This window comes from Candidatus Phytoplasma asteris, assembly GCF_038505995.1.
Classification (GTDB): domain Bacteria; phylum Bacillota_I; class Bacilli_A; order Acholeplasmatales; family Acholeplasmataceae; genus Phytoplasma; species Phytoplasma asteris.
The window spans coordinates 732682-748466 of the sequence record NZ_CP128414.1; the positions used below are offsets into that span (position 1 = coordinate 732682).

The 15785-nt window shown below is 26.1% G+C and carries 14 protein-coding genes and 3 pseudogenes; 7 read left to right on the forward strand and 10 right to left on the reverse strand.

The genetic code is table 11. The features are described from left to right. Window positions 1-254 precede the first annotated feature (254 nt). Window positions 255-2897, forward strand: coding sequence for a hypothetical protein (locus tag QN326_RS03920; protein WP_342386548.1), 2643 nt, complete (start codon window positions 255-257; stop codon window positions 2895-2897). A gap of 152 nt (window positions 2898-3049) precedes the next feature. On the opposite strand, the gene QN326_RS03925 is transcribed toward QN326_RS03920, so the two are convergent. The 10 genes and pseudogenes from QN326_RS03925 to QN326_RS03970 all read right to left on the reverse strand — a co-directional run bounded on the left by QN326_RS03925 (window position 3050) and on the right by QN326_RS03970 (window position 8701). Beyond that, a complete protein-coding gene (locus QN326_RS03925; protein WP_342386549.1) occupies window positions 3050-3202 on the reverse strand; it encodes a DEAD/DEAH box helicase family protein in 153 nt (50 codons plus the stop codon). Window positions 3203-3471: 269 nt separating this feature from the next. Then, a pseudogene (locus QN326_RS03930) lies at window positions 3472-3721 on the reverse strand (IS3 family transposase); the annotation flags it as partial. Between the two features lie 330 nt (window positions 3722-4051). Next, a pseudogene (locus QN326_RS03935) lies at window positions 4052-4357 on the reverse strand (transposase); the annotation flags it as partial. A 258-nt stretch (window positions 4358-4615) separates the two neighbouring features. Beyond that, window positions 4616-4906 carry an HU family DNA-binding protein gene (locus QN326_RS03940; RefSeq protein WP_342386550.1) on the reverse strand — a complete coding sequence of 97 codons (291 nt, stop codon included), beginning with the start codon at window positions 4904-4906 and terminating at the stop codon, window positions 4616-4618. A 39-nt stretch (window positions 4907-4945) separates the two neighbouring features. Continuing rightward, window positions 4946-5164: a DUF2963 domain-containing protein gene (locus QN326_RS03945; RefSeq protein WP_342386551.1), complete on the reverse strand. Its 219-nt coding sequence runs from the start codon at window positions 5162-5164 to the stop codon at window positions 4946-4948. Window positions 5165-5407: 243 nt separating this feature from the next. Continuing rightward, the gene (locus QN326_RS03950; protein ID WP_342386552.1) at window positions 5408-5626 is read right to left on the reverse strand and encodes a DUF2963 domain-containing protein; all 219 of its coding nucleotides are present in this window, start codon (window positions 5624-5626) and stop codon (window positions 5408-5410) included. A gap of 1 nt (window position 5627) precedes the next feature. After that, complete coding sequence (locus QN326_RS03955) at window positions 5628-6098, reverse strand: hypothetical protein (protein ID WP_342386553.1); 471 nt, start codon at window positions 6096-6098, stop codon at window positions 5628-5630. A gap of 31 nt (window positions 6099-6129) precedes the next feature. Next, window positions 6130-6774, reverse strand: a complete 645-nt coding sequence (gene tmk / locus QN326_RS03960) for a dTMP kinase (RefSeq protein WP_342386554.1) — start codon at window positions 6772-6774, stop codon at window positions 6130-6132. Next, window positions 6764-7396, reverse strand: coding sequence for a hypothetical protein (locus tag QN326_RS03965; RefSeq protein ID WP_342386555.1), 633 nt, complete (start codon window positions 7394-7396; stop codon window positions 6764-6766). Before QN326_RS03965 ends, tmk begins: the two co-directional genes overlap by 11 nt. A 16-nt stretch (window positions 7397-7412) precedes the next feature. Then, window positions 7413-8701 (reverse strand): annotated as a pseudogene (locus QN326_RS03970) (replicative DNA helicase). Between the two features lie 169 nt (window positions 8702-8870). Here QN326_RS03970 and QN326_RS03975 point away from each other — a divergent pair. The 6 genes from QN326_RS03975 to QN326_RS04000 all read left to right on the forward strand — a co-directional run bounded on the left by QN326_RS03975 (window position 8871) and on the right by QN326_RS04000 (window position 15717). Further along, window positions 8871-9455, forward strand: a complete 585-nt coding sequence (locus QN326_RS03975) for a restriction endonuclease subunit S (RefSeq protein ID WP_342386556.1) — start codon at window positions 8871-8873, stop codon at window positions 9453-9455. A gap of 396 nt (window positions 9456-9851) precedes the next feature. Then, on the forward strand, window positions 9852-10448 hold the full coding sequence (locus QN326_RS03980) for a phosphate propanoyltransferase (RefSeq protein ID WP_011161071.1): 597 nt from the start codon (window positions 9852-9854) through the stop codon (window positions 10446-10448). A gap of 306 nt (window positions 10449-10754) precedes the next feature. Then, a complete protein-coding gene (locus QN326_RS03985) occupies window positions 10755-12008 on the forward strand; it encodes an HD domain-containing protein (protein ID WP_034172174.1) in 1254 nt (417 codons plus the stop codon). Between the two features lie 106 nt (window positions 12009-12114). Then, window positions 12115-12921 carry a 16S rRNA (adenine(1518)-N(6)/adenine(1519)-N(6))-dimethyltransferase RsmA gene (rsmA, locus tag QN326_RS03990; RefSeq protein WP_342386557.1) on the forward strand — a complete coding sequence of 269 codons (807 nt, stop codon included), beginning with the start codon at window positions 12115-12117 and terminating at the stop codon, window positions 12919-12921. Window positions 12922-13196: 275 nt separating this feature from the next. After that, on the forward strand, window positions 13197-13496 hold the full coding sequence (gene spoVG / locus QN326_RS03995; RefSeq protein ID WP_034172172.1) for a septation regulator SpoVG: 300 nt from the start codon (window positions 13197-13199) through the stop codon (window positions 13494-13496). Window positions 13497-13716: 220 nt separating this feature from the next. Further along, the gene (locus QN326_RS04000; protein ID WP_342386558.1) at window positions 13717-15717 is read left to right on the forward strand and encodes a heavy metal translocating P-type ATPase; all 2001 of its coding nucleotides are present in this window, start codon (window positions 13717-13719) and stop codon (window positions 15715-15717) included. The last annotated feature ends 68 nt before the right edge of the window (window positions 15718-15785 follow it).

A 15785-nucleotide genomic window follows, 5' to 3' on the forward strand; every position in this document is an offset into this window, starting at 1 on the left:
ATTTATTAAAAAATTTATTAAAAAAATAAATAAATTTAATTATAATAAATTAGGTAGTTAAAAAATAATAATTACCTTTATAAAAGATAATAATCAATTACATTATTTACAAAAAAATTTGTTCCTTTGTTCGGAAAATTAAATCCCCATTTTAAAAAACAACGAAAAACAAATCAAAGAAGTTTTCAATAATATTAAATTTTTTTTTATAATTTAAAAATAATAAGCACAACACTTTAGAAAGTATATACATCATGTTAAACATTTATAAAAATAAACATTATTTTTGTTCAATAATTGTTTGTTTATTTTCAATAATATTTTTTTTTATTTTCTTTTTTTGGATATCATATTTCGTATCTAAACAAAACATATTAAAGTTCCAAAAAACAAATAAAATATATGAACAAATTCAACAAATTAATTACGAAAGTGAATATAATCCAAAGATATATAATAAAAAAGAAAAAGAAAGATGCGAAAAACAAGTTCCTAGAACATGTCAAAAACCAATAATTCCTTTAGAAGAATATGATCCAATAAAAGAATTAAATATACGGAAATATATGTCTGACCCCGCAGTTGGAACAGTTATAATTGCTTTAAAAGATAAACATGAACAATTATATAAAAAATACATTTATGCTGAAAAATTGATTGATTTTTTAATAGCAAAAGATCAAACAATTGAAACTTTAAACACTAAATTAGAACAAACCGAACAACAATTAAGTAAAACAAATAATGAATTAGGTAAAACAAAAACTAAATTAGAACAAAATGAACAACAATTAAGTAAAACAAATAATGAATTAGGTGAAACAAAAACTAAATTAGAACAAAATGAACAACAATTAAGTAAAACAAAAACTAAATTAGAACAAACCGAACAACAATTAAGTAAAACAAATAATGAATTAGGTGAAACAAAAACTAAATTAGAACAAAATGAACAAAAATTAAGTAAAACAAAAACTATATCAGAACAAACAAATCAACAATTAAGTGAAACAAAAACTAAATTAGAACAAACCGAACAACAATTAAGTAAAACAAATAATGAATTAGGTAAAACAAAAACTAAATTAGAACAAACCGAACAACAATTAAGTAAAACAAATAATGAATTAGGTGAAACAAAAACTAAATTAGAACAAAATGAACAACAATTAAGTAAAACAAAAACTAAATTAGAACAAAATGAACAACAATTAAGTAAAACAAAAACTAAATTAGAACAAACCGAACAACAATTAAGTGAAACAAATAATGAATTAGGTAAAACAAAAACTAAATTAGAACAAAATGAACAACAATTAAGTAAAACAAAAACTAAATTAGAACAAACCGAACAACAATTAAGTGAAACAAATAATGAATTAGGTAAAACAAAAACTAAATTAGAACAAAATGAACAACAATTAAGTAAAACAAATAATGAATTAGGTGAAACAAAAACTAAATTAGAACAAACCGAACAACAATTAAGTAAAACAAATAATGAATTAGGTAAAACAAAAACTAAATTAGAACAAAATGAACAACAATTAAGTAAAACAAAAACTAAATTAGAACAAAATGAACAAAAATTAAGTAAAACAAAAACTATATCAGAACAAACAAATCAACAATTAAGTGAAACAAAAACTAAATTAGAACAAACCGAACAACAATTAAGTAAAACAAATAATGAATTAGGTGAAACAAAAACTAAATTAGAACAAAATGAACAACAATTAAGTGAAACAAAAACTAAATTAGAACAAAATGAACAACAATTAAGTAAAACAAAAACTAAATTAGAACAAACCGAACAACAATTAAGTGAAACAAATAATGAATTAGGTAAAACAAAAACTAAATTAGAACAAAATGAACAACAATTAAGTAAAACAAAAACTAAATTAGAACAAACCGAACAACAATTAAGTAAAACAAATAATGAATTAGGTGAAACAAAAACTAAATTAGAACAAACCGAACAACAATTAAGTAAAACAAATAATGAATTAGGTGAAACAAAAACTATATCAGAACAAACAAATCAACAATTAAGTGAAACAAAAACTAAATTAGAACAAACCGAACAACAATTAAGTAAAACAAATAATGAATTAGGTGAAACAAAAACTAAATTAGAACAAACCGAACAACAATTAAGTAAAACAAATAATGAATTAGGTAAAACAAAAACTAAATTAGAACAAAATGAACAACAATTAAGTAAAACAAATAATGAATTAGGTGAAACAAAAACTAAATTAGAACAAAATGAACAACAATTAAGTAAAACAAAAACTAAATTAGAACAAAATGAACAACAATTAAGTGAAACAAATAATGAATTAGGTAAAACAAAAACTAAATTAGAACAAAATGAACAACAATTAAGTGAAACAAAAACTAAATTAGAACAAACCGAACAACAATTAAGTAAAACAAATAATGAATTAGGTGAAACAAAAACTAAATTAGAACAAAATGAACAACAATTAAGTGAAACAAATAATGAATTAGGTAAAACAAAAACTAAATTAGAACAAAATGAACAACAATTAAGTAAAACAAATAATGAATTAGAACAAACCGAACAACAATTAAGTAAAACAAATAATGAATTAGGTGAAACAAAAACTAAATTAGAACAAAATGAACAACAATTAAGTGAAACAAATAATGAATTAGGTGAAACAAAAACTAAATTAGAACAAACCGAACAACAATTAAGTAAAACAAATAATGAATTAGGTGAAACAAAAGAAAAAAATAAACTAAATTATTTTCACAAAAATAAATTTTTTTTATTTATAATGTTAACTATAATAAATTTACTTTTTTTAAATGTTTTTATTTTATATAAAACATATAAATTTTATAGAGTAAATTATAAAGAATAAACTTAATTTTTATTTTATTTAAAATTTTTAAATAAAAAACTTTAAATTTATAAAAATTCGAATAATATTATTAAATAATGATAAATAATTAATCTATTTAATTGATGTTTAAGAAAATATTTTATTTATTTTTAATTAAAAATAAAAATTTTCTAAAGTTTTAGAACACAACAGTGTTTCAATATAAAAGATAACATAATGGTTTTACCAGAACCTGTAGGAGCAATAAAAAAAGATTTATTTCTTTGTTCTAAAACTTTAATTATTTTATCAACAAGTTGTTTTTGTCTTGGGCGTAATAACATTTTAATCCATCCTTATTTTTAATTTATTTAACCTTTATATTTATATATAACAAATATAAAAAAAAATACATAATAAAATAAACAAATTATTATATTTTTTTTAAATATATCATCATCAATTCAATACAACAATAACTTAACGCAAAATATTAACCCTCAATAATATGATAAGCTTTAAATAAATAAACCCATTGAAGAGAAACAATTTTGAAAAACAATATTATTAAAAAAATACTTAATATAAAAAATAAAAAAAGATGTTGGAATTATAAAATACTTTTCATTTTACCAAAGAAGTTTTCAATTACAGCGTTATCACGAGGGGTAGCTTTTCTTGACATAATTATTTAAAAACCTTTTTAATTAGTGTTTGTTGGATTTTTAAAGATTGATAAACTGTTCCTTTTGTTGTTTGGTTTGGTTATTAAAAGAATCAATAATACAAGAAAAATATAAAAATCCTTGTGGAGTTTTGAAATAAGTGATATCTGTAAAGAGTTTTTGTAAAGGGGCTGCGCTGTTCCGTTTTTTTAGACAAATTTTGTCTTTAAAATTGTTCTTTAAGACTTAAAATTAAGTAGATAATTTCATATCTTTTCAAACTAAGGAAATATTTTTTTTAAATTTCAAAAAGTTTCTAAAACTTTTAATAATTCATTAGTTTCAAAAGATATTTTTATTAAATATTTTTTCTTTACACTATATAGTTAGGTAAAAAAAGTTAAAAAAGTGGTAAGAAAATGAAATTATAATTATTTTTTTACATAATTATGTTATTTTAATTAAAAAAATGTGCAAAAAGGTAACCTCTTTTTCAAGGCTAAACATTAAAATAAATTAAAAAATAATTTATATAAGATTTTGACAATATTGAGAAGGTGATGAATAATTTAATTTAGCTAAAATCCATTGATTGTTCCAAAATTTAGGGAAATAATTGATTATTTTTTTAACTTTTTCAGGTGATTTTTGAAATAAAAAAGGATGTTGATGTTGTAAGATAGTTTTCATTTGGCCGAAAAAGTTTTCAATTACAGCGTTATCACGTGGAGTAGCTTTTCTTGACATACTGATTAAAAAACCTTTTTTAATTAGTGTTTGTTGGACTTTTTGTGATTGATAAACTGTGCCTTGGTCGGAATGAATGCACTGTTCCGTTTTTTTAGACATTTTTTTATTTTCTCCTTTTCGTAATTTTTTTCGTTATTTATCGGCTTCTGAATTATTTATTGTATATATAATAATGAAAATTGAACTTATTGTTAATGTGATTATTATAATACTTAAAGTTTTTGAACTTGGTTGAAAATAATTTAGTGCTTCATAGAATAAAATTGGAAGCGTTAAAAAATAATAAAGTTTGTAATATGGTTTTTACAATTATATTCATTTTTTTGGGTTCTCGTTATTTTTTTATTTTAATTTTAGATCTTTAATTTCATCTTTGATAGTTTTAGATAATTTGAAGGCAATAACTGTTTTGGCAGGTATTCTTAGTTTTTTGCCCGTTTGGGGGTTTCTCCCTACATAAGATTTTCTAGTTTTTAAGATAAATTTACCGATAGAAGGTGATAAAACCACTTCTTCATTGGATGTGATGGCTTCGATTAATGCAATTTCCAATGAGTTGTAAAATTCCTCAGTTTTTGTTATTGGGGTTTTATTAATTTCGGCGATTTTTTTAATTAATTCTTTTTTATTCATGTTTATTTTTCTCCTATTTTTTTGGGTTTGGTTTTTGTTTTATTCGTTGTCTTCGGTATTAAATTTAACTGTTCCATCGCGGTTGTAACTAGTGTATTTAGTTTGTTTGCCAGTTATTGGGCTATATTCTTCAATAAAGTGAATTGTTTTGTTATCTTCGTAATAACAAGTTTTTTTAATTAATTTATTGTTTCTTAATTCTTGAGTTACTCTTTGGGACCAATCGTTAATTATTTCTTTTATGGTTGATTTACTCATTTTGGTTGTTTCTCCTATTTTTTATTGGTTTGTTTGGTTCTATTGCTTGAATAAAATTACCGTTTTTGTCATATTCGTCGATGTAATCTATTGTTATGCCGTCGTCTTAGTTATAGTGTATTTCTTTGATTGTTGTTTTCATTTTTTTGTTCTCCTTATTTTGTTTTTTGGTTTTTTTGTTCGTTTTTTTAAGTAATCGCTGGTTGAGTAATGAGTTGTTAGATAATTTCCATTTTGGTTGTATTAGTCAATGAAATGGATTGTTTTGCCGTCGAGTTGGAAAAAGGTATCTTTTATTTGGTTTCCAGTTTGTGAGTTGTATTCGTAGATGGAGTAAATTGTTTTGCCATCATATCGAAACCATGTCGTTTTAGTTTTATTTCTTGTTTGGAGAGCGTATTCGGTGATTTTTTTAATTGTTTTGCCATCTGTACGGAAATGGGTTTGTTTTATTGTTTTCATTTTATTTATTCTCCTTATTATTTAATTTATTATGTTGTTTTACAATATTAATTGTTAAAGGATTTAATCCATATAAAAGGGATGAATCTAGATAAACACGTGAGAAAATATTAAGTTCAAAAATATTTTTACAAATGTGATTGTAAAGATGAATTGAGTCTATTTCATACAATCTTTGATATTGATTTAAAGAAATTAATTTTTCTTTCAATTTTTGAAAACCTACAATGTAGTATTTTTGGACTATTTCAATTGTGGATTGGAGTTCTTCGTTTATTTCGAAAAGGTCTTGAATATCTAGTTCTATTTCAAAATAAGTGTCCGAATAAGGATTTTTAGATGGTAAAAGGTTAAATAATTTATTGATTTTTATGTTGTTTTTATCAATTATCGTTTTTAAGAGTTTTATTTGTAATTTATGACGTTTGATAAATATATCGGTTTGTGATAAAAAAGTTAATGAGTTTTCCATTTATTTTACCTTCTTTTAAATATTTATATATTCATGTGTTTTTGATATTTAATATTTTAATTATTTGTTTTAAAATCTTATTTTTAGGTTGTGTAGCATTAATTAAAAAATAATTACAATTTTCGTGTTTGCAATTTTGGTTATTACAGTATTGATATTGATTTAAATAATTTTTACGAACATTTTGAAAGTAAGTTATGGGTTTTTGTTCGATAGTTTCTAATTTATGATTAAGTTGAGTTTGATTTCTTTTTAATCCTATTTTAGGGTCGATGTCTAGATAAAAGGTTAATTTAGGTTTAATTAGAAAATGATTGATGATTTTTGAAGTTAATATTTTGTCGCCAGAATCAAGGTTGATATCATCACTTTGATAAGCAAAAGTAGAATCATACCAACGATCAACTAAAACAATATAACCTTTTAATAAAGCAGGAATAACGAGTTCTTCTTGGGTTTGTGTCATGTTTGCTAAACTTATTAAATATCTTGTGTTGGGTGATAAATTTTCTTGATATAAAAATAATTTTCTAATTGGTTTACCGATTGAAGAACTTCCTAATCCTTGACAAATGATTATTTTTTTTTGATTTTTTAAATATTTTTTTAATTGTTTAATTAAAGTAGTTTTTCCGCTACCATCTATTCCTTCAAAAACGATTAATTTATTTGTCATTTGAGTGCACAACGCTTTTAATTAAATTAATTGGTGAAAAAGGAATGAAATTGTTTGTAAGTAAGTTTTGTAAAAATTGATTGGCTTTGTTAGAAAATAAATTAATGATTTGATTTATGCCTTGAACTTTGCCATTTATAATTTTATTGTTGAGTCTTTGGGTTTCTGTGGCGTTGTTAGTTAATAAATAAAATTCAAAACGGGCATCTAGTTTTTTAATTTGTTGAGCTTCGATGATTGTTTGTTTATAACGATCACGAAGGCATGTTTTGAAATTGAAGGCAATTATGCGCTTGGTTTGGGAGAATAATACTAAATCAAATTTAATATCTGGGATGAAAAATAAATAGGCTTGTGGATAAAGATTGGTTATTCCTTTTTGATGAAAATATAACAAAATGAGGTATTCATTGATTTTTCCACGGATTGCTTTTTGGCTTTGAGAGTTATAGTTGTTATCAGTTAAATATTTATTTAATTTAGCGTGAGATTCCAACATATATTCATCAAAGATTTTGTTAAAACAAGTTGGAAAAACTATATTTTTAGTGATGTTGACACACAAAGTTTTATGATTGAAAACATTAATATTTTTGAAATGTAAATTAGTTAATTGATTCATTTTATTATTTCCTTTTTTATTCTAAAACTTCAAATTTTTGGATTTGTTTATAAAAATTAAAATTACATTCACCTAGTTGTCCGCTGCGATTTTTGGCAATAATTAAATTAGTGTATGGGTTATTATCGGGTTTTTGGTAATAACTTTCGCGGTGCAAAAACATTACAACATCAGCGTCTTGTTCGATGGTTCCTGAATCTCTTAAATCTTTTAATTGTGGTAATTTAACTTCTCTTATGTTTGTTGCGCGATTCATTTGAATTAAAGCTATTATGGGAATATTAAGTTCACTTGCTAGTTTTTTGAGCTCTCTTCAAATTACTGCTGTTGCTTGATAAGTATTAAAATTTTGGTCTTCTTTTAATAAATGGAGGTAATCAATAAAAACAACATCAAGTCCTTTGGTGTATTTTATTTGTCTACATTTGTTTTTGATATCTTCAATTTTGTTGTTTCTGTCATCATCAATTAAAATATTTAATTTTGTTAAATCATTTTCTGCCATACCTAAAGCAAATCTATCTTCTTTGGTTAAGTTTTTATGTTGTAGTTTTTTTAAAGGGATTTGTGATGACGACGAAAGCATCCCAATACCCAATTCTTCTGCTGTCATTTCCAAACTAAAAATTACTGCTGTTTGGTTTTTTTATTTTTATCAAATATTTGCGTAATATTTGTAGCTAAATTTAACATGAAAGCGGTTTTACCCATACCTGTTTTAGCTCCTAAAATAATTAATTGTTTGGGTTTGAAACCAGAAACTAATTCATCAAGATTGTTAAACCCTGTTTTAATTCCTGTAAGTTGGTTATTGTTATCGTTAGTAATAATACTTTCTCGAATGTAAGGAATTAAGGTTTTAGTGGAAATAAATGGTGATTTAGTGCTTTGAATAAAGATTTCTACTTGATTTTTGACTGTTTGTAAATAATTATTAATATTTTTAGTTTTAGATAATTCAGTAGGTAATTGATGGATTAGATTTAACAAATCTCTTTTGAGCGATTTTTCCTTGATTAAATCAATATATGTTTCTAAATATTGATTTGAAGGAGGCATTTCAGGTAATTTGGTAAAATAATCAATACCTCCTATTTTGCTTAAGCTATTTTGATTTTGTAAAGTGGAACTAACTGAAACATAATCAATTTCTCGATTTAGAATTTTGAGTTGTTTCATTGTCTTAAATATATATCGATGTTTGGAATCATTAAAGTTATTAGTGTTAATTAAATTTACAACAGTATCAATCTTTTCTGGTTTTAAAAACAAAGCACCCAACAATGCGCGTTCAGCTTCTAACATCTTTTCTCCTTTTTGCATTTGGGTACAAAAAATACCCAAACTATTTATTTTTAATTAATAAATAATTTGGGTATTTTGTTGCTCTTAACCATTTCCATTTTTTTGGGGCAGTCTAATTAAAGATATATTTCAATTAAATACTCTACAAACACCTTCTTATAATTCTAATATGAACAATAAATATATTCTAGATACTAAAATTAAAGATGCAAATAACAATTTAGCAACTGTATTTATTGACGTCCAAGACAAAGAAACAATTGAACTACCACAAGAACCATATACTTTAGAACAATTATTACAAAATTGCACAACAGCTAAAAATATCTATATCTTTTGGAAATCTCCAAAACCACCAAAAGACATTACTCTTGATGATAGAACAGATTTACATATATCAGATTGTGAAAAAAATGGAGATTACGAAGTGTGGGGTGGAGGTATAAAACCCAAAGGATCTTATAACAAATCTAATACTCCTGAAAATACTATAACTATAACTAGTGTAGGTAGTTGTGGTTATATTCATTTCCATACTAAACCTTTTTGGGCTGCTCAAAATTTACAAATTTTAAAATCTAAAGATGATTCTTTTAATGTTTTGTATTTCTATTTTTATTTAAAACAAAAAGAAAATGAAATTCAAAAAAATTTAAAACAAGGACACATTCCCCATTTCACCCAAAAGATAATAAAAAAAATAAAAATAACTCTTCCCCCATTAGAAACACAAAATGAAATAGCCACTTTTTAAAATAAAACCTTAAAACAAATAGAAGAAAAAACAAATTTAATCAATTCTTTAATGAAAGATTTATTAAATAAAACTGATGAACAAAAACAATATTTATTTAATAAATTATTATTTTAACTTACAAACCTTTTAATTAATACCTTTAAACCCCAGACTCTTTTTACAAAGGGTCTTTTTATTTGTCATTAAATAAATATATCATAACAAAACAATAAAACAACAAAATAAACAAATTACCTTGAATATTTCTAATAATTCATGTTATAATAAATTAAATTACTAAAAATTATATACTATTTATGCACAAAAACTTTTTACCAATTCTTCAATAAAAAAATCAAAATATGTAGAAAATAAGAGGCATTTTATAATAAAAATGTTATAATAAAGCTGTAAATGCAAACAATGGAGGCAAACATGTATCACATTCCAATAGGAATCTCAGGAAGACACACTCACCTATCACAAGAAACACTAGATATTTTATTCGGTCAAAAAAATTATCAACTCACTTTTTTCAAACCCCTCAAACAAACAGGACAATTTGCAGCCCAAGAAAAAATTGATGTTATGAGTCCATCAGGAAAAATTCTTCCACAAGTTCGGATTTTAGGACCCACAAGACCTTTTGACCAAGTAGAAATTAGTCAAAGCGATGCTTTAAGACACGGATTTACAGCTCCTGTTAGATCTTCAGGCGATATTAAAGGTTCAGGCAAAGCCACTTTAATAGGTCTCAAAGGTCAAGTAGACATTGAAGAAGGTGTTATTATTGCCAACAGACATATTCATTTATCTACCCAAGATGCAAAAAATTTTGGCATTACTGACAAACAAATGGTAAGTATTGAAATTGAAGGCACTAAACCTGGCATCTTAAAACAAGTTTTGTGCAGAGTACACCACGATTTTAAACTTGAATGCCACTTAGATACCGATGACGGCAGTGCTTTTTTACTTAAAAATGGCGATACTGTTAAATTACTGAAATAAATCATTAAAAAATAAAAAAATAAATAATTTTGTCAACTTAAATTCTTGCGTTATAAGGATCTTGAAACTCACCCCAAAGACCTTATAACCTATATTTATTTTCAATCCTTAGCAAAACTAACAATATAACTAACAATTATTTTATTTTTTTATTGAACGAAAGACATAAATTTCCTTTCATTTGTGTCTTTCGCTCAATAAAAACTCTTCTTAAAAACGCAAACAACAAGAAGGAGGTAAAACGGATAAGGATAAAAATTACAAAAACCCAATAAACTTAATTAAAAATTATCCTCAATAAAATCAATGCAAACAACCAATCCATCTTTTAAAAAGTTTCTCAGATCTGAAGTTTTTCGTGACCCTATCTACGGTTATATTTATCTGGAATACGAATTGATTGAAAAATTAATTGATACTTCCGTTTTCCAAAGATTAAGACGTATAAAACAATTAAGCGGCGCTAACATCGTCTTTCATGGAGCAGAACATTCTCGTTTTACACACAGTTTAGGTGTTTATGAACTTGCAAGACGGTTTTTAAAAATCACAAATATTAAAAAACACTTTTCTGAAACCCAAAAATTAATTTTACTAGTATCTTCTTTGTTACATGATATTGGACACGGTGCTTATTCTCATTCTTTTGAAACCTTATTTGACGTAAACCACGAAACGCAAAGTGCACGCATCATCAAAAATAACAAAGAAATTGGGGCTTTATTAGACCAAATAAGCCCTGATTTCAAAAACGATGTAGCTAGTGTGATTGAAAAAACAAAGAAATTTCCCTTAATAGAACAAATTTTAACTAGTCAAATTGATATTGACAGACTAGATTATTTAGAACGAGATTCTTATTTTACAGGTGCCACTTATGGGCATATCGATTTAGAACGTTTAATGCGTAGCATGATAATTGAGCCTCATCCTAGCAAAAATAACGAAAAATGTATTGCCTTTAGACAAAGTGGTGTTTTTGCTATTGAAAATTATTTAATTAACCGCTATCATATGTTCTGGCAAGTTTATTATCATCCCAAAGTAAGAGCTTATAGCACTATTTTAGAAAAAATTTGTAAACGTTTATGTGATTTATTACAAAATAACTATCCTGTAGACCCATACATCCAACCTTTTTACAATTTTGTAAACAATCAAACTGACCTAGACAAATACTTAGCAATTGATGATTATTATATGAACGGTTTAATCCTACATCTTAAAAATAGTAAGGATACCATTTTAAAAAATTTATGTAATGATTTTCTCAATAGAAGTATTTGGCACATTTTAGATGATAACGACCAAAACCAAGAACAAATTGCACACATTAAGCAAAAATATCACAGCCAAAACCGCGATTATATTAAATATTATACTTCAAGTAATGCTGCTTTTCAAAATGCTTATTCCGAAAGTAAGCCTAAATTTGAAACCAAAATTTTAATTAAATCTAAGGGAGGACTCAAAAGTCTGAAAGAAGAATCCCCCATTATTAAAAGTTTAATCAAAAGTAGTCCTAAACAAGATAATAAATTTTTTTATCGCCCTTTATAAATCCAAAACTTCCCCTATAAACCCCTCCCAAACAACTTCCCCAATTCTCAACTAACAACAAATCCCAAAAGCCAACATCCATATCAATTTTATTTAAGGAAATCAAATGCATCATACAACCAAAAAAAAATACAGTCAAAATTTTTTAACAGATGTTAATTTATTAAACAAAATTGTAACTAAGGCTTCCATCACAGACAAAAATGTTTTAGAAATTGGACCTGGCAAAGGTGCTTTAACCAAAATTATTGTCCCTCAAGCTAAACATGTTTTAGCCTATGAAATTGATGCTACTCTCAAACCTTTTTTAAATTTTGAAAATCATAACAATGTTAATATCATTTATGATGATTTTTTAAAAAGAGATTTATTAAAAGATTTTGATCATTATTTTAGTCCTAACTCTCAATTAAGTTTAATTGGTAACTTACCTTATTATATTACCTCACCTATTCTTTTTAAAATTATTGACACTCCCCAAATTAATGATGCTACTATTATGATTCAAAAAGAAGTAGGAATGCGTTTACTGGCTCAACCCAATAACAAAAATTATAACGCTTTATCTGTAATTATTCAATTTCTATTTAGTATTGAAAAAATCCAAGAAGTTAAAAGACATATGTTTTTTCCTGCACCCAAAGTAGACAGTATTGTTATTAAACTTACTAAAAATAACAACATTTGCCCTACTTTATTGCAACAATTTATCAAGTTTGTAAAAGCTTCCTTTAAACAAAAAAGAAAAACTTTACTCAACAACTTATCTTGTCAATTTTTGTTATCCAAAGAAAACATTATTCCTTTTTTCTTACAACATCACATCCCTTTACAAATTAGAGCCGAACAGGTAACTTTAGAAACTTTTCAAAAATTAACTGTTAAATGGTTTATTTTTTTTAATATGTCATAAAATAATAAAACTTTTCATATTGAAAATAAATCACAAAGCTCATTAGGAAATGATTTTCCCTTTTTCCGATATTAAACATCAATATCAAAAAATTAAATATTAATCTTTTTTTAAATAAAAAAACCATTAAAATATTAACTGCATCCAATTATTATTTATATTTTATTTGTAATTTTTAATTTGTATCATTACACAAACCATAAATAATTCATAATAAATAACGAATAATAATTTAGCATTTAATATAAAATGAAGCAAAACTGGAGGCTTAAGAAATGAAAGTTACCGATGTAAAAATTAGAAAAATCAACGGTGAAAGTAGATTAAGAGGAGTTTCTTCAATCACTTTTGAAAACCAATTTGTAGTTAATGACATCAGAATTATAGAAGGAGAAAGAGGTATATTTATTGCTATGCCAAGTAGAAAAACTTCCAAAGGCAACTTTAGAGATATCGCTCATCCCATCAATTCAGAAACCCGTCAACTAATTGAAAATTGCATCAAAAACAAATACCAAGATTTGCTAGATAACCCTCCACAAGAAGAAGATTTTTCTCAAAATTCTGAAAATTAATAATTATTAACTTTAAAAAATTCCAGATTTTTTTGGAATTTTTTTTACATGTTTTGAATTCAAAACGCCATTTTATTAAAAAAATTTTGCAAATGCGAAACTAAAAACCCAAAACTAACAAACAACTCATCCATTAACACTTTTTCCAAACATACTTTACATTACTAAAATATTTACAATTATATTTATCCAAAAAAATTAAGCAAAGAGGTACAAAAATTTGTCTTGTTGCAGCAATTCTTCATCCATCCACAATCACGAACACAACGATAAAAAACCATTAATTTGTTTTGTTATAGGAACATTTTTATATAGTTTATTTGCTCTATATTTGCATTCTCACAATTGCACAAACACACTAGTATTAGTTCTTGTTTCTTTGTCACTTTTATTTTTAATCGGCTATCATGTTATTTTAGAAGGCTTTATAGAAACTTGGCAAGATACTTGCAAATTTAAAAAATTCACTCCCAACATTCATATTTTAATGACTTTAGCGGCTTTGGGAGCTTTATATTTGAAAAACTACAACGACGGCATTTTATTAATTGTCATATTTTCAGGAGCTTCTTTTTTAGAAGAATACGTTGAGGCAAAAAGTCAAAAAGAAATCAAAAATCTCTTAAAGCTTCAAGTAGCAGAAGCAAGATTACAAAAAGAAGACGGCAGTACTGAAATTATTCCTTCCAAACTACTCAAAATCAATGATTTAGTCTTAATTTTACCAGGCGACCAAATCCCTACTGACGGCGTCATTGTTTCGGGCAATCCCAACATTAACGAAGCTAACATTACAGGCGAAGGCATTCCTTGTGACAAACAACCAGGCGATTTTGTCTACGGCAGCACCATTAACGGCAGCAACCATTTTGTTATGCGTGTCACAGCTACTAACGAAAAGACTGTTTTTGCCCAAATTGTAAGATTAGTAAGCCAAACCCAAAACAATATTTCCAAAACTGCTACTTTAATTAAAAAAATAGAACCAATTTATGTAAAAACCGTTATGGCAACAGTTGTTGTTGTCCTTGGTCTTGCAGGAATACTACATTTTACTGGACCAAGTAATCCCAATTTCGAATTTAGCACTTGGCTACACAAAACAATGATTTTTTTAACTGTATCATCTCCATGTGCCCTAGCTGCAGCTGACATTCCTTCCACTCTTGCAGCTATTTCTAACCTCACTAAAAAAGGGATTTTATTCAAAAACGGCAGATCTTTGGAAAAAATGGCAGATATCAAAGCTTTTTCATGCGACAAAACAGGCACCCTTACCGAAGGCAAACCTCAAGTAACTGATGTTTATGTATCCCCCGAAATCTCTGAAGAAAAGTATCACAAATATTTAGATATATTATTAGGGATGGAACAAAAATCCAACCATCCTTTAGCACTAGCTATTAAAAACCATTTCCACCACAAATCTCACCTCCAAATGGAAATTACTAGCTCAGTTGGCATCGGCCTTGAAACTTTTTATCAAAACAATCATTATAAAATTGCCAAAGCTACTGCTTTTACCCAAACTCCAATCTGTGCATCTTTACAAGCCCAAACGCAAAAATTTTTATCCGAAGGCAAAACCATCGTTTATTTTAGTTGTAATAATCACATTGTTATGGCTTTAGCTCTTTTGGATAAATTACGTCCTCAAGCTTATCATTTAATGCAATACTTCAACCATAAAAACATCTATACTGCAGTAATTACAGGAGATACCCAACAAATCGCTTACATCTTACAAAAAAAACTTCATCTCAAAGCAGCTTGGGGAGATATTCTACCTGCCTATAAACTAGAAAAAGTTCAAGAACTACAAAAAGAAAAAGGCACTACAGTAATGGTAGGTGATGGTGTCAATGATGCTCCTGCCCTTACAGCTGCTGATGTAGGAATTGCGATGCAAAACGGTGCTGATGTGGCAATGGATGTAGCAGATGCAGTTTTAATGCAAAACGATTTATCAAAAATTATCTATACTCACCAAGTAGCTGTCAAACTACGCAAAATCATTTGGCAAAATATTATTTTTGCTATGGTAGTAGTTTGTATCTTGAATCTTTGTAATCTTTTTGGAGACATGAATTTACCTTGGGCAGTCACTTGCCATGAAGGAAGCACACTTTTAGTTATTTTCAATGGATTAAGACTTTTACAAAGTCCCAAAAACCCCAAACTAAAAGACAAAAAGAAAAACACAAAATCTTTTAATAAATAATTTACTTTATTAACCTCATTATAAAAGACAGCACAAAGACAAAAAAACCACCCTTTTAGGGTGGTTTT